The following is a 19,874-nucleotide window of genomic DNA, read 5'->3' on the forward strand; positions in this document are numbered from 1 at the left end:
TTTGGTCAGTTCGCTGGGCGCGGACGCACGCTGTCGCTGAGCATGTCCGCGCGGAAGTAACGCAGATAGCCTTCCATCACCTGGTTGGACTTGCCGACCTTCTCCAGCATTTCGGTCAGCGTTTGCTGGTCCTCCGGCTTGAGCGCGTGCGACACGTAGGCGCCGCTCGCGCTCCAGGGCAGTTCGGGGATCGCCTCGAAGCGCAGTTTCTCCTGCATGCCGTGGACGCGCGGATCGCGGCGGATCGCGGCGGCCATCAGCGTCGGCCCCATGATGGTGACGTCGGCCGAGCCGGCGTTCAGCAGGCGCGCCACCGCCACCACGTCGACTTCGACGAACAGCCGGTTTTGCCGCGTCAGTTCGGCCATCAGCGCAGAGTAGGCCTCGCCGTAGTCGAAACCGCGCACCACCGCCACCCGCAACTCGCGCCGCTCCAGCAGGTTCTGCGCGCTGGTGATGGGCGCGCGGTTGCCGGCCATCGAGATCAGCATCGCGCGGTGGTTGATCATCGGAATAAAGGTGCCGTATTGGTCGCGCGATGCCGTGCGCGAGGCGGGCACCAGGATATCGGCCTGGCCCGCCTTGTACATCGCCACCTGGCGCGCGCGCGGCACCACGCTGAAGCTGAAGGAGCAGCCGTTTTTTGCGCTCAGGGCACGCAGCAGGTCCGGGTAGATGCCGCCGACTTGCGGCCCGTCGGTGATGACGCTGGCGCCGCTGGCCGACACCGGCACCGCGATCTCGCGCGTGCAGTGGTGGCCGCCGGCGCTGGCGGCGCGCGGCAGGACGCAGGCGGCCAGCGTCAGCGCGATCGCCGCCGCCAATTCGCTACCACGGCCGTTCATGGCTTGGACGCCCGCATGTGATGGGCGCCGAAGTAGCGCCGCGCCACCAGGATCGCCAGCGCCTGCATCGCCGCGCAGACGAAGAAAGTGCTGCCGATGCGCCAGTCGCCGGCCGGCAGGTGGCTGACCTTGCCGAGGATGGCGGTGCCGATCAGCGGCATGAAGATCACGCCCAGGCTGCTGATCGATTGCAGCGATCCCATCAACTCGCCCTGTTCGTTGGGCGGCGTCGCCTTGGAGATGATGCCCTGCAGCGCCGGGCCGACCGCGAACGACAGCACGTTACACAGGATCAGCACGTACATCATCCAGCCGTGCGTGGCCAGGCCGTAGAACAGATAGGTCAGGCCGCCGGAGCACAGCCCCAGCAGCGACAGGCGCACTTCGCCGAAGCGCTTGATCAGCAAGCCAAGCAGGCCGGCCTGCACCACGGCCGCCGTCAGGCCGACGCAGAACAGCGCGGCGCCGTTCTGGCCCGGCGTCCATTCGAAGCGGAAGGTGGTGTACAGCACCCAGGTGGTTTGCAGCATCATCTGCGCGCAGGTGACCAGCGCGAAGGTGACCACCAGGCCGCGGATGTCGGTGCGGCGCGCCAGCCGGAACAGCGCGGCCAGCGGATTGATCTTGCCCAGGCTGAACGGCGAGCGGCGCGATTGCGGCAGCGATTCCGGCACCACGAAATAGCCGTAGATGAAATTGGCCGCCGACAGCGCGCCCGCCACGTAGAACGGCAGGTGCAGGTTGACGCTGCCCAGCAGGCCGCCCAGCATCGGGCCGCAGATGAAGCCCAGGCCGAAGGCCGCGCCGACCTTGCCGAAGCTCTTGGCGCGGTTGTCCGGCGTCGAGATGTCGGACGCGTAGGCCGACGCCACCGACATGCTGGCCGACGACATGCCGCCGACCACGCGGCCGATGAACAGGCAGGCCAGGTTGGGCGCCCACGCGGTCGACAGGAAGTTGATGCACATGCCGGCCATCGAATACAGCAGCACCGGGCGGCGGCCGATGCGGTCGCTGATCGCCCCCAGCATCGGCATGAAGATGAACTGCATCAGGCCGAACACGGCGCTCATGATGCCGAACCAGTAGGCCTGGTTGTCGCGCGAGCCGGTGAATTCGCCGACCAGCACCGGCAGCACCGGCACGATCAGGCCGATGCCGAGCATATCGATGAAAACGCAGATCAGGATGAAATTGAGGTTGCCGGGAGCGGCGGCGGCGGTGGTGGCCTCCGGCGCGGCCGGAGCAGCGGAATCTGGTGTGGTCATGAGGGATTTGTAAAGTGTCAGGGCGCCGCCGGGCTGGCGGCCCATTCGGCGATGAAGCTGTCGCGGAAGGCGGTCAATTCATTGAGGCGGTTCTGCGCCAGGCGGCGTCCGGCCGCCGTTTGCATCTTGCCGGGCAGGGTGGCCAGCTTGGTGTCGATGTGGTCGAGCGCATAGGCCTTCTCGTCGAGATCGCGGTGCAGCGCCATCGGATCGTCGGCGTGCGCCAGCGCGGTGCCCATGCGGCCGGCCGTGTAAAACAGCCGCGCCAGGCCGACCGCGCCCAGCGCGTCGAGGCGGTCGGCGTCCTGCACGATCTTCGCTTCGATGGTTTCGGGACGGATGCCGGCGGAAAAACTGTGGCTTTCGATCGCGTGGGCGACGGCGGCCAGCTTGTTCGGCGGGAAATCGAGTCCGGCCAGCTGGCGGCTGGCCAGCAGCGCCGCCTTGCGCGAGGCCAGGTGGCGCTCGGGATCGTTCTTCGGCAGGTTGACCAGGTCGTGCAGGTAGCAGCCGGCCAGCACGATCAGCGCGTCCGCCTCGGGATAGTCGTCCAGCAGCAAGGTGGCGTTGCGCCAGACGCGGTGCAGGTGGTTGGTGTCGTGCGCCCCGTCAAGTCCGGAGGCTGCGCTGGCCAAGGCAACCAGGCGCGGGTGCCAGCTGTTCAGCAAGCTATTCATCGGTCTCCCGTCGTGTTTCGACTGTCTGTCCAGATGATACAGCCTGTCGACTCCCTTGTGCAGCCGAACTTAATGAGGGGTAAAAATTGTTTGCTGGACAAGTATAGTGGGATTGTGCAAAATACAATGACTTTTAACAATAAAAGGCCTGCCATGCGAATTGCCCCGGTGCTCGCAACGATGCTGTTCGGCTTATCCTGCTCCGGCGCGCTCGCGCTCGACGATACGCCGACCCACGCGCCGTACCTGCAGGCCAAAGGGGAGGACGGCCGGGCCGCCATCCGTCCCGCCGGTGCGGGCATCGGCGCCGGTGCGATCGTCGCCATAGCCGCCGGCAAGCGTGATGTCCGGCCCATCGCCACGCCGCGCGCGGCCGTGGCCGGCCCAGCTCCCACTCCGGTTCCTTCGCGTCCGGTCGCCGTGTCCTCCTCCATCATTGTCGAAAAGCCAATCTGGAAATTGCAATAACTCTATTTGTTGCTTGTACGTATTTATTTGGTGCGTTTGATCTTGACTTGCGGTAACATTGCTCATAGTCACTTTAGCAATGAAGGAAAAACCATGTCCAGCAACGTCAGCGAACTGCACGCAAATTCCCCGGCCAGCGAGTATCTGGCCTTCACCCTGGGTCAGGAAGAATACGGCATCGATATCCAGAAAGTCAGTGAAATCCGCAGCTACGAAACACCGACCCGCATCGCCAATGCGCCGGCCTTCGTCAAGGGCGTGGTCAACCTGCGCGGCATCATCGTGCCGATCGTCGACATGCGCATCAAGTTCAACCTCGGCACGCCGTCGTACGACCAGTTCACCGTGGTCATCATCCTCAACATCGGCCACCGCGTGGTCGGCATGGTGGTTGACCGCGTCTCCGACGTCACCACGCTGATGCCCGAGCAAATCAAGCCTGCGCCGGAAATCGGTTCGGCGCTGAACACTGACCATATCGTCGGCCTGGGCACCCTGGACGAACGCATGCTGATCCTGGTCGATATCGACAAGCTGATGTCCAGCGCCGACATGGGCCTGATCGAAAACACCGCGCTGGCGGCCTGACCGATGACGATGCTGGAGAATATCAGTATCGGCAAGCGCCTGACGTTGGGCTTTACCATTATCCTGGCCTTCGCCATGCTGATCACCGGTATCAGCGTGTGGCGGCTGCAGGGCGTGGCCGCGGCCACGCGCGACATGATGCAGGTGCCGCTGGCCAAGGAGCGCATGATCTCCGACTGGTATGGCAAGGTCGATAGCGGCATCCGCCGCACCACGGCCATCGCCCGCAGCAGCGATCCTGCGCTGGGCGCATTCTTCGCCGACGAATCCAAGGCTTCCTCCGCCATCTCTTCCGAACTGCAGAAAAAAGTCGAGGAACTGATCGTCGACGCCGACGAGAAGGCGCTGTTCGTGCGCATCGGCGAGCAGCGCAAGGTGTACCTGTCGTCGCGCGACCAGGTGGCCAAGCTGAAGGCGGCCGGTGATCTGGAACAGGCCGACAAGATCTTCGAGACCGTGTTCCGTCCGGGCGCCGCCAGCTACCAGGCGCTGATGATGGACCTGCTCAAGATGCAGCGCGCAAAGATCGACGCCACCGCTGCCCATATCGACGACATCGCCGCCAGCAGCCGCAAGCTGCTGTATGTGCTGGCCGCGCTGGTGCTGGCGTTCGGCGCCGTCAGTTCGTGGCTGCTGACCACCGGGATCACCGGTCCGCTGCGGCAGGCGGTAACGGCCGCGCGCCGCGTCGCCGGCGGCGACCTGACCGGCCATATCGACGACAGCGCGCGCGACGAAACGGGCCAGCTGCTGTCGGCGTTGAAGGACATGAACGCCAGCCTGCTGGGCATTGTCAACGAGGTGCGCAGCGGCACCGACCATATCACCACGTCGTCAAGCGAAATCGCCGCCGGCAACCAGGACCTGTCGCGCCGCACAGAGCAGCAGGCCGGCGCGCTGGAGGAAACCGCGTCGTCGATGGAGGAACTGACGTCAACCGTGAAGCACAACGCCGACAACGCGCGCCAGGCCAACCAGCTGGCGTCGTCCGCAGCGCAGGTCGCGGTCAAGGGTGGCGAAGTGGTGGCGCAGGTGGTCGACACCATGGATTCGATCAACCAGTCGTCGCGCAAGATCGTCGACATCATCGCTGTCATCGACGGTATCGCGTTCCAGACCAATATCCTGGCGCTGAACGCGGCGGTGGAAGCGGCACGCGCCGGCGAACAGGGGCGCGGTTTCGCGGTCGTGGCATCGGAAGTTCGCAACCTGGCGCAGCGCTCGGCATCGGCGGCGAAAGAGATCAAGGAACTGATCGGCGATTCGGTGGAGAAGGTCAACCAGGGCAGCAAGCTGGTGGCCGACGCCGGTACGACGATGGGCGAAATCGTCAGCAGCGTGCATCGCGTCAGCGACATGATCACCGAGATCACCGCCGCCAGCAACGAGCAGAGCGCGGGCATCAACGAGGTGTATCAAGCCATCGGCGCCATGGATGCTGTGACCCAGCAGAACGCGGCATTGGTCGAGCAGGCCGCCGCCGCCGCGGAGTCGATGCAGCAGCAGGCCGCGGCGCTGGCGCAGGCGGTCAGCGTATTCAAGGTCGGCAATGCGGCGATGCCGTTCCGGACTCACGCCCCGGCGCGCGTCGCGCCATCCCGTCCGGCGCTAAAAATCGCTCGCCGCGCCTAAGCGGTCGGCGCACACCGTCCGGTCTATCGCCTGCTGCGACAGGCGGTCCGCGTCACCGTTGCGGTGGCGCGGCACCCAGCGCAGGCTGACGGTGCCCATCGACTCCATCAGTTCCACCACCCGCGCGCGATGGGCTTCCAGCCCCTTGGCGCCGCCACCCGCGGCAATCGCCTGCGTGCTCAGGTTGACGTCGTTGACCACCACCTGGCTGTCGCCATAGACGACCAATCCTTGCGCGCCCGCCTGCGCGGCCGCTTCCAGCAAAGCCGTCAACGCCATGTATTCCGCTTCGCCGCTGTTGCCATGGCCCGAGCGGCGGCTGATCTCGATGCGTTCGCCGGCCGGTCCGCACAGCAGCGCGCCGATGCCGATCTGCCCCGGATTCGGATGCGCCGAGCCGTCGAACCAGCCCCGCCAGGATTCGGCGGAGGGTTGCATGCGCTGCTTGCGCAACGCCAGTTGTTGCGCCTTCTCTTCGATTTTCGCCACGCGCCGCTGCTCGTCGCGCTGACGCAAGGCAGAACGCTCGGCCAGCAAATGTGGCAGTCCCTGCGCGCCGGCGGCCTGCGTCAGCACCTGCAGCAGCGCATCCGATTCCGGCAATTGCGAACGGCCCGCCAAACGGCGAGCGGCCACGCGCTCGCCTTTGTAGGCGGCCGTGGCCAGTACTTCAAATCCGATATCGCCGTCGTTCATCGAACAGCCGCTCAATCGCGGCGCGGATTGTCGGGACGGCGGTCGTATCTGTTGGGCACACCGTCGCCGTCGCGGTCACGGTCGTAGCGGTTCGGCACACCGTCGTGGTCGCGGTCACCGCGTCCGTAGCCACGGTTGTCGTGGCGGTCGTATTTGTTGGGAATGCCGTCGTGATCGCGGTCGCCGTTCGGGCCGCGCTCCCAGCGCGCTTCCTCATGCCACCAGCGGCCCTCACGCTGCACCCAGCGCGGTTCCGTGTAGACGTAGCCGGGACGTTCGACGACCCAGGTGCCGCCTATCCATACATGGCGGTGGTCGCGCCAGTCCCAGTAACCCGGCGCCCAGACATAGCCGCGCCGTGGCGGCGGCACGCTTTCAAAACGTGGAGGCGGCGGGGCATTTCCGATCACCACGCTGACGCCGACTTGTGCTGACGCGATGGCCGGAGCGAATGCTGCCGCGCTCAGGGCGAGCATAGCGGCGGCGTAAAGAGTGTGCGAGCGCTTGATCATGATTTATCTCCTTGTGTGCGTCTTCCTGCAACGCTTGAACAAACTATAGCAAGCGGCACAAGGCGTTGCGCTGACTGATGCAACTTTTTACATATGACACAAACATGCGGATGTAGTGTGCGCTGGCGCACAAAGTCAGACAAGTTGGGATTGTAGCGCGGCTGGGCAGCCGGTGGCGAGGAGGGGTAGTGCGGGGCAGGCGGAAGATGAGCGGCTTCGCCTGTTACGCGGCAGGGCTGCTGTGCGTACAGGCGAAGTGCTTACGGGCGTTCAAATTTTGCTCGCTGCGGTGGAATCTGCCGCCAGCGCAGTTTTGCTTTCTTCGATCAACGATTGTTTTTTCTGTTCGGCGGTCATGCGCTTGGCGCTGACGACCACTACTTGCATGTTGCGTGCGGCGGCAGGCGCGGTGTAGCTGGCTTGCGCGGGCGCTTGCGTCGTTTCCGCATCGTCCAGCGAGTAGGTGGCGGCGCAGGCCAGGCCCAGGGTGACGACAAACAGGGCTTCGAAGTTTTTCAGGACGTTCATTTTGCTTCCTTTCGGTGGTGAGTGGTGTTTCGATGTGCTCACTTTATGCAAAGGCCCGTCTAGCCGCCACGGGATTGCGACGAGCCGCGCTTTTGACGGCGCGAAATGCAAATTGGCGCGATAAAGGGATGGCTTTTCGACCACGGAATGGCCGGGCAGGACGGTTTTCCGCGGCCCTCCGCTATGGATGGGCAGACACCGACCACCAGCGCGAGGGGCGTATGCCGCGATTCATCACAACCATCCTGCAAGCCTGGGCCGAGCGCCGCCGCGCGCGCCGCCGCCAGGCCAATTTGCGTGCCGGCGCCCGGGGCGCCAGCGATCCTCGCAGCCGCCCCGCGTTGCGCCTCGTGTCGCGAGGCCCCGCAGGCGCCGCGGAGCGCAGCGGTCATCGCGCCGTCTGGATCGCCATCGCCGGCGTCGGCCTGGTGGCGGGCGGGGGCGCGCTGATCGCCGGCCATGCCCGCCACCTTGCCGCCGCAACGGCCAATACGCCGCAAGCGGCCAACAGCGTGCGCGCGGCCAACGCCTATCAGTCCGTCCTGCCGGGCATTGCGTTCTCGGTGCCGTCGCAACCCGGCGTCAGCACCAGCACGCACGCCGGCGGCGCCTTGCTGGTGGCGGCCGGCATGCAGGCTGCGCCGCCGGTGCGCGTCGACCTGTGCAGCCAGATGCGCAGCCCGACCGACACCCGGCTGCTGCCGCTGCGGCTGGGCTACCGCTTCGACGACGTCCAGCGCTGGGTCAAGCGCAACCAGGAATCGAATGTGCAGATATCGCTGCGCAACGTGCTGCTGGTGGCCGATCGCGACGCCGGCGCGGATGCCATGCCCGAGGTGCAGATCGAAGGAACCGCCCGCGCCGACTTCAGCGATCCGCTCAGCGAGCCGCTGCAACTGAGCTGGCACGGCACGCAGGCTGTGCGCTGGATCAGCGACGCGGGCTTCGGTCAGGTCGAGCAGGGCGCCAGCGGCCAGGTGGCGTTGCGCCAGCAGGGATGGCTGGTATGGGGCACCGCGTCCGCGCTGCGCATCGAGCGCCGCGCCAACGTCATGTGCCCGCAAGCCGGCGAGTTGCTGGTGCAGATGTATCGCCAGGCGCCAGCCACCGCCGACTCGCAACCCTTGCCCGCGCTGGTGATCGCCTTTCCTGCGCGCGGCCGGGCGGTGAGTGCCTACCTGGCCCCCGGCGCCTACCAGGTGCCTGCCGCCGCGCCAGCCGCGCTGGAAGACCAGTCGCTGTTCGGCGACCTGCAGGACCAGGGCTTGCTGCGCCTGACCGCTGTCGGCGCCATCGAAGTGGCGCCGCGCGATCTGCCGCAATGGCAGGCAGCCGGCAGCGCCGACCGCGTCGGCGAATTGGACGACTGGAAGCAGGTCAAACCCGGCGCCGCCACGCAAAAACTCTTCAAGCGCCTGTACTATCAAGCTGACGGCGCCTACGTCCGCCAGCAAATCGATATCTACAACAGCGAACGCCGTCTGCTGGCCTGGCGCGTGAAAGCCCCGGCGGGCCTGGCGCTGGACTGGAGCGCCAGCACGGGCGGCAGCAGCGCCGGCAGCGCGCCGGCCATGGTCGCCACCACCAGCCAGATGCCGGTCGCCGCCTCGCGCCTGTTCGCCGCGCTGCCGCAAGGCTGGCAGCCGTGGACACGCGTTGCGCGCTGGCCGCAAGCCGGCGAAGTGCAGGGCGCGCGTCCGCTGGTCCATCTGAGTCTCGCGCTGCCGCGTGCCGCTGCGGGCGGCGAAGTGCTGCAGCTGATGCTGGCTGGTCGCCTGACCGGCGGCATCACCGGTGCCAGCGTCCAATTGGCAGCGGCCTGTACCGGCCGCGCCTGCGCCACGCCGGCCGACGTCCAGCAAATCGCACTGACACTGCAAGCCGGTGCCCGCAACGTGCAGCTCGACGTCCAGCCGCTGGACTTCACCACGCCAGAAGACCAGAAATACCGCCACCTGCGCGTGGTCAACGGCCGGCTGGCCTGGCAGGCGCTGGCTCCGGCCAACGGCGATGCCGCATCCGGCCTGCCACGCCCGGCCGCCGTATCGCCGGTCCAGCTGGAGGACCGCAACGGCAACCTGTTGTGGACCGACGGCGCACCCACACTGTCGGCGATCGATGCCGGGCTGGCGCCGCTGCTCGGCATCGGCAGCGATCATGTCAACAGCATCTCGGGCATGCTGGCGCGCCTGCCTGTCTCGGTCGCGACAACCTCGCAGGCATCCGCCAGCGCGGTCGGCGCCCGCCTGACGCTGGACTTGCCGTTGCAGGCGCTCAGCCAGCAGGTACTGGACTGCATCGGCATGCGGCGCGGCCGCTGGAACGGCAAGGACTGCAGTGGCGGCCATGCCGCGCCGGAAGGCCGCCACGCGGGCATGGTCATCCTCGACACGGAGACCGGCGACATCCTGGCCGCCGCCGGCGCCGGTGCGGGCGAAGTCAACACCGCCAACTGGAGCGAGGTGCGCGACTTCGATCGCACCAGTCCCGCACGCAGCCCGCTGCGCCTGCCGGCGCTGCAGCATGACGGCGGCGCGCACCAAAGCCCCGGCTCCACGTTCAAGGTGGTCAGCGCGCTGGGATTGGAAATGGCGGCGAAGAGCGATCCGCAAATCGATGCGCTACTGGGCGGCATGCCGCTGCCCGCCATCAACCGCCTGGCGCAGCAGCGCGGCTTCGGTTTCCAGACGGACGCCGCCAGCTATCCGCTCAATCCACGCCTGGCCCACATCACCAACTACCACGAGCAGAGCGTGGACCGGCGCGCGCAGGATGGCCGCCTCGGCCTGGCGCAGGCCCTTACCTACAGCATCAACACCTGGTTTGCCTGGTCCGGCGAGTTGAGCGACCATAGCCTGTTCGGCCGCGCCGACGGCGGCGCACCCGACCTGCAGGCGCTCGACGCCGATGCCCTTGATTCGGTGCGCCCCATCGTCGCCGCCGCGCATCGCCTCGGCTTCGAGCAGGCGCTGCGTCTCGACGGGGGGCTGCTGCCGGCCGATTTCACCTGGCGCAGCTGGGATGCGCTGCAAGCCACGCCGTCCCACCTCGATCCCATCCACACCCGCCACGAGTTGCGGCAAATGTCGATCGGCCTGCGCATGCAGACCACGCCGCTGCAGATGGCGCTGGCCGCCGCAGCGGTCGGGCAGGGCAAGGTGGTGCAACCGCGCATGCTGCTGACGCTGGGCCGCTCGGCCAGCACGGTGCCGGAGATGAAGCCGATCGGCATCCGGCTTGACCGCATCAAGGCCGGCATGAAGGGCGTGGTCGATGTCGGTACCGGCGCCGGCGCGTTCGGCGGCGCCGCGCTGGCCGGCGTGCGGCCCGGCCTATACGGCAAGACCGGCACCGCACCGAGCGGCGAGGACACCGCCACCGTCTGGTTCACCGGCTGGCTGGAGCCCGGCAGCCTGCCCGGCCAGACGCACCGGCTGGCGATGGCGGCCTTCGTCAGCCACTCGGAAGCGACCGGCGGCGAGCATGCGGCGCCGGTGCTGGCGGCGGTGTTGTCGACGCTGGCGGCGCAGAACCGCGAACAGAAGGGGAAATAGCCTTGTAAACGGGACAATGAAATCGCTCCGTTTGTGGCATGATTTTGAGGCGTCCGCCATAGCGCGCTTATTTTCGTTTTTCTATTATTGACAGGACTGTATGCGCTTGCCAGGAACCCGGTATCAGGAGCACGGCTGGGAACAAGTGCGCAAGCTGCTGGGACATTGCTCGTTACAGGCATTCCGGCAGCTTGAGATGCACCACGTGTCCGACCCCGGGCAGCATGCTCCGCTGCTCGATGCCTACACCGATGCGGTAGCCGCAGCCTTGCGCGCGGGCGCCCGTTCGGCGCGCGCCGAGGCGGAGGGCAATAGCTACGGCGACAGCGTCTACGAGCTGTCGCTCAGCCTGATGTTTGAATTGCAGGCGCAGCCGGCGTTCTGGCTGGCGTTCATGGCGGCCGTGGCCAGCGAGCATGCGCGCAGCGGCGCCTTCTGGCACGATGCCGCCGCCGAGGGCGTGATGCGCAAGAAGATCAACGACATGTACGCCAGCCTGCGCGACAAGGTCGACGCCGACAACTACATCGTCGCCACAGGGCGCGACTGCTCGCGGAACAAAATTTACACCTACCGGATGCTGGACACGGCCTACCGCGAGATCGCCGGCCTGTTCGCCGACTGGCGGCAGCACACGGCGCAGGTCGGCGCGATACTGGGGCGTCCGCTGGACGGCAGCCCGATCGAGGTGCGGCAGATGAAGACCATCGGCGGCTGCAAGGCCGAGTGGATCATTCGCTGGAGCGAGACGTTGGAGCGGTTCGGCGGCTCGCCGGGCCCGCTGCATACCAAATCCAAGCGCTTCGCCAGTCTGAAAAACAGTCCGGACAAGATCGCGGCGATGTTGACCGAAATCGGCGATTATGAGGAATTGTCGGCCAATATGGACCGTGCCGACGACTGGCAGGGCGAGGCCGGCGAAGCTGCCTTGTGGCTGGAAGACTACTGGCGCGTGATCGGCGAGTCCGAACAGCAGGAAGCGCAGGGCGGCTTGCAGGACGAGGACCGTCTGCTCGATGCACCCGCCACCGACGAATTCGACGTCGCCGCCGATGCTGAGAGCCTCGACGACGGCGCGCTGGCGGATGCGCCGCCGGCAAGCGCGGAACAGCTGGCGGTGGAGCAGTCGGTTGCCGGCGCGCTTTCCTTGCCCCCCCGCTATCTGGAATTGGCGCGGGCCGCGCAGGAGACAGGCAGCTGGACATTGCGCATCCTGCGGGACGAAACGCTGCCGATCCGGCTGGCCGTGTACCAGAAACTGCTGGGCGCGGCCGACGACACCTACCCGGACGCCTGGCTGGACCCGGCCACCGGCGAGCTGCCCACATTGCAGCAGCTGGCGGCCTTGGACCAGATTTCGATGCCGACGCTGCGCAAGCGCCGCAATGAAGCGATCGACAAGCTGTACGCGGCCAACACCAACACGGCGTTGGCGGCGAAATGAAGGAGAACGAATTGAAATCAGCACAAGATGAGCAAGACGCACGGCTGCGGGAGCGTATGCTGCTGGCGCGCGCCGCCCCGGGCGACCGCCTGATGCTGGCCGACGCCACGCTGCTGGCGGCGCTGGACGGCGGCCGGGTGCTGACACCGAACGAGCGGCAGGCGCTGGCGGCGTCGCCGTTGACGCTGCGCCGGTTCCGTCAACTGTCGCTGGAGCGTCGCGCCGGAGGGGCACAGTCTCAGTCTCAGTCGCAACCGCAGGCCGCCAACGATCCGGTATGGAGCGGCAGCAGCGGCATGCTGCGCGCGGCCTCCAGCGCGGTGGCGCTGGAATCGCTGGTGACCGACGATAACTGCTGGACGCTGCACTTCCTGCCGCAGGGGGCAGGCTGGCAGGTGATATTGAGCCTGTCGCCGGAAGCGCCGTTCGCGGCGCGCCTGCTGCGCGAGCAGGGTTTGCTGCGGGTGATAGACGGCGGCGGCGCCATCGTGCTGCAAGGACGGCTGGATGCCGACGGCGAGTGCGAACGCAGCTGGCCTTTCGCCATCGCGCCGGCGCAGCACTTCCAGCTGTACGGTGCGGGATTCGCCGTCGAACCGGTAGCGCCGTAGACCATGGGCTTATTTTCCCGGCGCCGCAAACCGGCCATCGATACCGATGGCCTGGGAGTCAACCTGATCGCGCTGCGGCTCGATCAGGGCGACGTTGCGCCGGCCCAGAGTACGGTGGTGATCTTCAACGCCGGCGGTCATGCGCGCCGCGCAGGCGCCGGCAAGGTGTCGTGCGAGCAGGGCGAGACGGTGTTCTGTTTTCATCCGGGACCGTACACGGTGGACTTGATCCCGTTCGCCGCCGCGCCGGAATGGGGCTTGCGCCTGCGCTTCGTGGTCGATTCGGCCAATCCGCGCGTGACGCAACAGCGCTTCGACCTGTATTTGTACAGCGAAGCGGCGGGACGCCTGCTGCTGGACGATTTCGCCGCCGCCGCACAGACGGCGTTGCAAACCGAGCTGGCACAGGGCGCACTCGATCTACCGCCATGCACGTCGGTGGAGGAATGGCACGCGTTTCGCGCCGGACTGAATCAACTGATGTACACGCGCTACGGCGTCACGGTGGACGATTGCGTGCCGGTTGACCTGGGTGAGCAAATCGACTTCGCCGAGGTGCTGAAAGCCCGCGCCGCCGCCGAAGCCGTCGCCCGCAAGGCCGCCGAAGCCGCCGCCCACACGGCCGCGCAAGCAGCTGCCGCCGGCGCCGCTACCGCAATGTCGGCCACCGTCACAATCCCAGCCGCGCCGAGCGACTTCGCAGCGCCCACCACCGATCACTCGCTGCCAGACCTGCCGGTCGCTGCCCCTGCCGGCCCTGCGGGCGCCACGCCGCAGGCCCCGCAGCAGGATGCCCGTGGCCTGCGCCGCCTGTTCATCGAACTGCCCGTCCTGAGCAGCGAACTGCGGCTTCTGACCCTGCCAGGTGGTTTGCCGGTCTTCCAGCAGCACCAATCCCTGCTGCTGCGCCTCGGTATGGCAGTCCTGAACGTGAACACGATGCCGGTCCTGGCCTGGGCCGCCCCCGACCAGCCGCTGGAGCCTGAGATACAAGTCCGGCGCACCAACCAAACCATGATCGCAGTGGCGGCGATGGACGAAGCCTGGTCCCTGCTGGCCCGCCTTCAGCTGGCCAGCCACGCGCAATGGCCGGCATTGCTGGACGAAGCGGACCGCATTTGCGCCAACCTGGAAACCGGCCTGGCGCTGCGCCGCGCCACGCATGCTCCCGAACCTGGCACTGGCATCGAGCGCAAGGAACCATCGCTATGAACACATTCTCCGCCAGCGTGGTGCCCACCAACGCCGAGTGCCGCTGCGTGCTGGCCGATGGCCGCGTCCTGACGATTACCGCCAGCCGCCGCCCGCGCGCCAACCGCGCCGACGTCAAATGCACGGCGCCCGGCGCGTCCGTCGCCGCACAGCGGATGCAGGAAGTCGTCCGCCTGGCGCGCCATACGGAGGCGCGTCTCGACAGCCGCGACCAGGTCGTACTCAGCATGGACATCGCCCCGGCCGCCACCGATCGTGATTGGGAACTGGCGGCCGTACTGGCGGACCGCATGGTGCGCGGCCTGTTCGAGCCCGATCCGGCAGCAAGAATCCACGCGCATGGCTGGTCCGACCACTGGCAGACCGGCCGCGTGCAGGGCGATCCTGTGCTGGCCGTTGCCCGCGCCTCGGCGCACCTGGCGGCCGAAGACAGCCTTATCGCGGGCGGCACGGCGCCCGGCGACAGCGCCAGCCGCAGCGTGCAGATATCCCATCTTGGCGCGCTGAGCGGCCATGCCGACCCGTCGGGCAGCGTTTCAACCGTGCGCGCCTGGTTCCCCCTGCACAGCGGCGGCGTCAACGACAGCCTGGCATGGGTGGAGGTCAGCGTGTTCCCGATCGACGGCGATGGCGCCGGCGCGGCTGAAGAAGACACCATCGCCGCGCCCGGCCTGGACCCGAGCGCCCAGCTGGAAGTGCGCCAGACGCTGGCGGCTGCCCGCCACTTCGACGGCAAGGGACTGGGCCGCTGGCGCAGCGTGGTGCGCTTCGGCCAGCCGCGCTTCCAGGGCGGCTCGTACCAGTTGGCGCTGGTGATGGCGGACCGACTCGCCAGAGGGCGCGAGTTCGTGCCGCGCGGCCGCATCATCGCCACCGGCTGCTCGAATGCCTGGCATGCGGGCCGCGTCGAGACGGTCGAGGGGCGCGAACCCAAGCTGGACTTGATATTGAAGCAAGTGAATGCAGGCGACCGGGTGCTGCTGCCCAGGGACTGGCAGGACCAACTGCCAGCCGGGTTCAGCGCCGCGTTGCGGCAGAAAGGCGCGAGCCTCGCCTGTATAGACCGTATCGGCATGATCTGATGATGGGTTGAATCGTGCGCAAGAATGAAATCGGGCCCGCCCTGCTAAAATCGGCACAAGCGAGGGCAGCCCGGAAGATGAATCGAAGAAGGAGTCTGACATGTTCCAAATGTTTGGTTTTGGCGGCGTTAAATGCCCGCGGTGCGAGCACAAAAACGACGACCAGTCGGGCTACTGCAAGCACTGCGGTTTGACCTTGGGCGCCCCGCGCAACGAACCCGTCCTGCGCGACAACCGCTGGATCCCGGGCGACGACGAACTGGCCGTCTACTTCGGCGTCAGCGCCTTGTCCGGCATCTTCACCAAGACGCTGCGGGTGCCCGCCACCGCGCGCGCTTACATCCTGCAAGCCGACAAGGCCACCGAGGTGCCTCAGGGCGAATATGAAATCGAAGGCTTCTTCACCCGCCTTAACCACCTGCTGCGCAGCCAGAGCGCCGAGATCCTGATCACCCGCAGCGCGGCGCTGCCGGTGGAGTTCTCGTTCAGCGACCTGCATACGTCCGAGCACCTGAAGGTGTCGGCGCGCTTCACGGTGTCCATCCGCATAGAGAACGTCCCCGCGTTCGCCCAGCATTTCATGACCGTGCCGGGTACGGTCAGCACGCTGCATCTGCACGATCTGCTGGAACCGTCGGTGCGCCAGCTGGCGGCCGAATTCGTCGGCGGCCGTTCGATGCGCGACATGGCGCACAACGCGGACCTGCGCTTGCAACTGGACGAACGCCTGCAGGCCGCGCTTAAACTGCGCCTGGCCAGCTACGGCCTGGCCGTCGACCGCGTGGAAACCGCGGCGCTGCGCCACGATAAGTTCGACCACAATCGCGAACGCATCGGCACCCTGTGGCTGGTGGCGGACGAGCGTCACGTACAGCTGGAACACGTCAAGCAGCTGGATCAGATCTACGACGAAGAGGAATGGCAGGCCATCTGGCGCGAAGAGCAGAAGATGCGTTCCGAGCTGCGTCGCGCCGAACTGCGCCAGGACGCCAGCGTCAACAAGGCCGAGCTGACGCTGAAGGAATCCGAGCGCATACAGGCGCTGCGCGCGCGCGAGATGGACCTCTACAGCCGCGTGATGGAATCGAAGACCCGCAAGGTCGCGCTGGACAAAGGCGCTGGGACCGTCCTGGCCGATCTGGAACATGAGCTGGCGAAGAACAAGTCCCACCGCGCCGGTGAGCAGGCCGACTGGGAGCATGTGCGCCACCTGGCCCAGATCAAGATGCGCACCGAACTGGAAGTGCTGCAGCAGACCGCCGCCGAGCAGCGCCAGTTGGCGCAACAGCGGTTGTCGCACCAGCTGCGCCAGCAGGCGATTGAAAACCAGATCGCGCAGGCGCTGCTGATCGAAGACGAATCGCACCGCCGCAACGAGCTGCTGGCCTTGCGCGAGCGCGAAAAGGCCGAGAAAGAGCGCGAGCTGCAGATCGAGGCCGAGGCGCACAACACGCGCATCCAGGGGCTGACCTTGGCCAGCGCCGCCCGCCGCCGCGAGGCGGAGCGGGTGCAGGAGTGGGAAGACCAGCTGCAACTGGCGCGCCAGCGCGAACTGCTGCGCGGCGATGCCGTCAAGGACGCGGCCAACGCCGTGCAAGTGGCCGAGATCAGCCAGAAGATCGAGGACTTGAAGCGCTCCGGCGCCCAGGCGGATGCAGTCGCCCAGTACGAAAAGCTGTTGCGCACCATCGAAGCGGATGGCATCCACGCGCGCCAGAACCAGGCGCAGAACAAACAGGCCATGCTGGACCAGCTCGAAGTCGAGGAACAGCGCCAGATCCTCAAGCAAAAAGAGCAGGAGGCCGCCTGGCAGCATGAACTGAAAAAACTGGAGCACGAGCGCGAGGAGAAGGCCGCCCGCTGGAGAGGCGAGTACGACGTGCTGTTGGCGCAGCAGTCGCATGAAATCACGCGCATTGAAACCATCGGCCGCTTGAGCGACAGCGCCAAAGTAGCCACCGCCGCCGCACCGAATGCCGAAGCGCTGACGCAGATAATGAAGTTGCAGATCCAGGGCGGTATGACGCCGGAGCAGATCCAGGCGCTGGCGCAGGTGGTGGCTGCCGAACATGGCGTGACGCCGGCCGAAGCGGCACGCCTTGCGCACGAGCGGGTGCTGGAGGAGCGCGGCCATCGCGACGTGGAAATGGACAAGGACCGCCGCCACCAGCTCGATCTGCTCAATCTGCAGAACGCGGCCAGCGCCAGTGCGCTGACCACGCAGAGCCAGTTGGGCGTGGGCGTGGCCCAGGCAGGCTCCGTACCGCCGCCCGCACCGGTGCCGGTCCGCTACTGCGCCAACGGCCATCCGACGCGGCCCGGCCATCCGTACGACAAATTCTGCGCCGAATGCGGCGTACCTTTAGGTTAAACAGCTTTTGGCAGGAACGGTTACACTTCGTTTAATGATGCAAACAGCAAGAGACAAGATCCGCGAATTGCGGGCCTTACATGATGACGGTCTGCTTAGCCTGCAGGAGTTCGACCGTCGCAAGAACGCCATCCTGGATGCGGAGTACGCGCCGCCGGGCGGCAGCGTCACGGCCTCGCCGTTGCAGGTGCGGCAGGGCACCGAACTGGGATTGATGTCCGGCCAGGAGATCGGCCCGCAGAACCGCCGCTACCGGCTGGAGCGCCTGATCGGCATGGGCGGCATGGGCCAGGTGTGGCAGGCGACCGACCTCGCCACGCACGCGGAACTGGGCCACAGCGAAATGGTGGCGCTGAAGATCCTGCCGCCGCAACTGACCCAAAGCGCCACCCACGCCAAGCTGCTGATCGAGGAAGCGACGCAGGCGCGCAAGCTGGCGCATGAAAACATCGTCCGCGTTTATGAATGGGCGCAGGACCCGGCCACGTCCAGCTATTTCATCATCATGGAATATCTGGAAGGCCAGGACCTCGACGCCTACCTGGCCGCGCAAGGCCCGCTGCCGCTGGAGGCGGTCTACCGCTTGCTGTCGCCGGTGGGCGATGCGCTGCAATATGCGTGGGACAAGCACAAGCTGGTTCACCGAGACCTCAAGCCAGGCAACGTGTTCCTGACCCAGCGCGGCGAAATCAAGCTGCTCGATTTCGGCATCGCTTCGCGCGCGCGCAGCGCCGGCAGCAGTCTCGGTTTGCAGACGCCGAATGCGGGCACCGTCGGTTACCGGACGCCGGAGGCGGGCACGCATCAGCGCCAGCCGTCGCCCAAGCTCGACGTCTACGCTGTCGCGGTGATGATCTATCAGCTGCTTGAAGGGCGCATGCCGTTCGACGACATGCGTCCGGCCGACTTCCATCCATCGCCTCCGCAGGGTTTGAATCCGGCCCAATGGAAGGTGCTGCAAAACGGCTTCGCCTACGCGCAGGAGCGCCGTCCCGTCTCGGTGAACGAACTGCTGGCCGAGTTGCATCGGGCCGCCGGACCAAGTGAGGAGGAACTGGCCGCGCAGACAAGGCAGGCGCAGGAACGTGAGCAGCAGAAAAAGGCGCAGCAGGAGCAGCAGCTGAAGGAACAGGCGTCGCAGGCCGCCGCCAAGGCCGCCCAGGCCGAGCAGGCGCGCGTCGCGGAACTGAAGCGGCAGGCGATGGCCGCCGAACTGGCGGCGCGCCGCCAGGCGGAAGCGGCGGCGGAAAAGGCCAGGCTCGATCAGCAGCGCCGCGCGATGGAAGCCAAGCAGCGCGCCGAAGCCGAAGCCGCCGCGCTGGCGCGCAAGCAGGCCTTGCGCGAGCAACTGCAGGCGCGGCGCGATGCCGATGCCAAGAAGGCCCGCGACGAACAGGAAGAGCAGCAGCGCAAGGCCGCGCAGCTGAAGGCCGAAGCTGCGTATCGCGCCGAGCAGGAGCGCCACCGCAAGCAGCAGGCGGAGCGCAACGCGGCCGAACTGGCGGCGCTGATGCCGACGCCGGGCAGCCCGGTGGCCGATCCGAAAGGCATACTGCGCGACCGCTTCGTCGACGGCACCGGTGTCGGTCCCGACCTGGTGCTGATCCCGACTGGCCGTTTCCAGATGGGCTCCCACGAACACGAACAGGCGCTGGCGATCAAGGCCGGCGCGCAGAAAAACTGGCTGGACCGCGAAATGCCGCAGCACTGGGTGGGCATCGAACATCCATTTGCCATGGGCCGTTTCCCGGTCACGGTCGGACAGTGGCGCCAGTTCGTGCGCGCGACCGGCTGGGAATCGCAGTCCGATACCGACTGGCGCGCTCCGGGCTTTGCGCAGAACGACGAGCATCCCGTGGTCGGCGTCAGCTGGATGGACGCGCAGCAGTACCTGCGCTGGTTGTCGGAAATGACCGGCCAGCTGTATCGCCTGCCGTCCGAATCGGAATGGGAATACGCCTGCCGCGCCGGCACCAAGACGGCATTCAGCTTCGGCGACACCATCTCCACCGAGCAGGCCAACTACGACGGCAACTACACCTACAACGGCAGCCGTCGCGGCACTTATCTGCAAGGCACCAACAAGGCCGGCATCTTCCAGCCCAATCCATGGGGCTTGTTCGACATGCACGGCAACGTGTGGGAATGGACGCAGGACGTGGTGCACGATAACTACGCCGGTGCGCCTGCGGACGGCAGCGCATGGGAAGAGGGCGGCGATCCGGTGCGGCGCATCCTGCGCGGCGGCTCGTGGCTGTACAACCCGCGTTACCTGCGCTCCGCGGTGCGAAACGGCTTTTCCGCAGTGCTGGCCAACGACATCGTCGGCTTCCGGGTGGCGCGCAAGCTCGTATAGAGTATACTTTCGCCTTCTTTTTAATACCTG

General features: G+C 66.8%; 16 protein-coding genes. 10 read left to right on the plus strand and 6 right to left on the minus strand.

Features of this window, described 5'->3' with window-relative positions:
- Positions 1-5: 5 nt before the first annotated feature.
- From ACCD07_RS16140 to ACCD07_RS16150, 3 genes are read right to left on the minus strand one after another with little or no spacing between them, the layout of a single operon-like run.
- The gene (locus ACCD07_RS16140) at positions 6-845 is read right to left on the minus strand and encodes a substrate-binding periplasmic protein (RefSeq protein WP_413447922.1); all 840 of its coding nucleotides are present in this window, start codon (positions 843-845) and stop codon (positions 6-8) included.
- Entirely contained in the window at positions 842-2,113 is a 1,272-nt protein-coding gene (locus ACCD07_RS16145) for a TCR/Tet family MFS transporter (RefSeq protein ID WP_413447923.1), read from the minus strand. The genes ACCD07_RS16140 and ACCD07_RS16145 overlap by 4 nt, the downstream gene beginning before the upstream one ends.
- A gap of 17 nt (positions 2,114-2,130) precedes the next feature.
- On the minus strand, positions 2,131-2,790 hold the full coding sequence (locus tag ACCD07_RS16150) for an HD domain-containing protein (RefSeq protein ID WP_176650180.1): 660 nt from the start codon (positions 2,788-2,790) through the stop codon (positions 2,131-2,133).
- A 126-nt stretch (positions 2,791-2,916) separates the two neighbouring features.
- Here ACCD07_RS16150 and ACCD07_RS16155 point away from each other — a divergent pair, with 126 nt between their 5' ends.
- The 3 genes from ACCD07_RS16155 (at position 2,917) to ACCD07_RS16165 (ending at position 5,478) form a co-directional block, all read left to right on the plus strand.
- On the plus strand, positions 2,917-3,258 hold the full coding sequence (locus tag ACCD07_RS16155) for a hypothetical protein (RefSeq protein WP_413447924.1): 342 nt from the start codon (positions 2,917-2,919) through the stop codon (positions 3,256-3,258).
- Positions 3,259-3,351: 93 nt separating this feature from the next.
- Positions 3,352-3,846 carry a chemotaxis protein CheW gene (locus ACCD07_RS16160; protein WP_176650182.1) on the plus strand — a complete coding sequence of 165 codons (495 nt, stop codon included), beginning with the start codon at positions 3,352-3,354 and terminating at the stop codon, positions 3,844-3,846.
- A 3-nt stretch (positions 3,847-3,849) separates the two neighbouring features.
- Positions 3,850-5,478, plus strand: a complete 1,629-nt coding sequence (locus tag ACCD07_RS16165) for a methyl-accepting chemotaxis protein (RefSeq protein ID WP_353404850.1) — start codon at positions 3,850-3,852, stop codon at positions 5,476-5,478.
- Here the strand turns inward: ACCD07_RS16165 and ACCD07_RS16170 are convergent.
- The 3 genes from ACCD07_RS16170 to ACCD07_RS16180 form a co-directional block, all read right to left on the minus strand.
- On the minus strand, positions 5,455-6,174 hold the full coding sequence (locus tag ACCD07_RS16170) for a reverse transcriptase-like protein (RefSeq protein ID WP_413447925.1): 720 nt from the start codon (positions 6,172-6,174) through the stop codon (positions 5,455-5,457). The genes ACCD07_RS16165 and ACCD07_RS16170 overlap by 24 nt on opposite strands.
- An 11-nt stretch (positions 6,175-6,185) precedes the next feature.
- Positions 6,186-6,650 (minus strand): YXWGXW repeat-containing protein, encoded by a 465-nt coding sequence (locus ACCD07_RS16175; RefSeq protein ID WP_413447926.1) that lies wholly within the window; start codon positions 6,648-6,650, stop codon positions 6,186-6,188.
- 306 nt (positions 6,651-6,956) lie between these two features.
- Positions 6,957-7,214, minus strand: a complete 258-nt coding sequence (locus ACCD07_RS16180; RefSeq protein WP_413447927.1) for a hypothetical protein — start codon at positions 7,212-7,214, stop codon at positions 6,957-6,959.
- Between the two features lie 221 nt (positions 7,215-7,435).
- Between ACCD07_RS16180 and ACCD07_RS16185 the strand changes: the two genes are divergently transcribed.
- From ACCD07_RS16185 to ACCD07_RS16215, 7 genes are all read left to right on the plus strand, one after another.
- Positions 7,436-10,768 (plus strand): penicillin-binding transpeptidase domain-containing protein, encoded by a 3,333-nt coding sequence (locus tag ACCD07_RS16185; protein WP_413447928.1) that lies wholly within the window; start codon positions 7,436-7,438, stop codon positions 10,766-10,768.
- A gap of 100 nt (positions 10,769-10,868) precedes the next feature.
- Positions 10,869-12,212, plus strand: a complete 1,344-nt coding sequence (locus ACCD07_RS16190; RefSeq protein WP_413447929.1) for a hypothetical protein — start codon at positions 10,869-10,871, stop codon at positions 12,210-12,212.
- 11 nt (positions 12,213-12,223) lie between these two features.
- Positions 12,224-12,823 (plus strand): hypothetical protein, encoded by a 600-nt coding sequence (locus ACCD07_RS16195; protein WP_413447930.1) that lies wholly within the window; start codon positions 12,224-12,226, stop codon positions 12,821-12,823.
- Between the two features lie 3 nt (positions 12,824-12,826).
- Complete coding sequence (locus tag ACCD07_RS16200) at positions 12,827-14,035, plus strand: hypothetical protein (protein WP_413447931.1); 1,209 nt, start codon at positions 12,827-12,829, stop codon at positions 14,033-14,035.
- On the plus strand, positions 14,032-15,117 hold the full coding sequence (locus ACCD07_RS16205) for a hypothetical protein (protein ID WP_413447932.1): 1,086 nt from the start codon (positions 14,032-14,034) through the stop codon (positions 15,115-15,117). Before ACCD07_RS16200 ends, ACCD07_RS16205 begins: the two co-directional genes overlap by 4 nt.
- A 100-nt stretch (positions 15,118-15,217) precedes the next feature.
- Positions 15,218-17,488: a hypothetical protein gene (locus ACCD07_RS16210; protein WP_413447933.1), complete on the plus strand. Its 2,271-nt coding sequence runs from the start codon at positions 15,218-15,220 to the stop codon at positions 17,486-17,488.
- Between the two features lie 34 nt (positions 17,489-17,522).
- Positions 17,523-19,844, plus strand: a complete 2,322-nt coding sequence (locus tag ACCD07_RS16215; protein WP_413447934.1) for an SUMF1/EgtB/PvdO family nonheme iron enzyme — start codon at positions 17,523-17,525, stop codon at positions 19,842-19,844.
- Positions 19,845-19,874: the final 30 nt, after the last annotated feature.

The sequence above is a fragment of the Duganella sp. Dugasp56 genome (genome assembly GCF_047304105.1).
In the GTDB taxonomy this organism is placed as follows: domain Bacteria; phylum Pseudomonadota; class Gammaproteobacteria; order Burkholderiales; family Burkholderiaceae_D; genus Rugamonas; species Rugamonas hordei.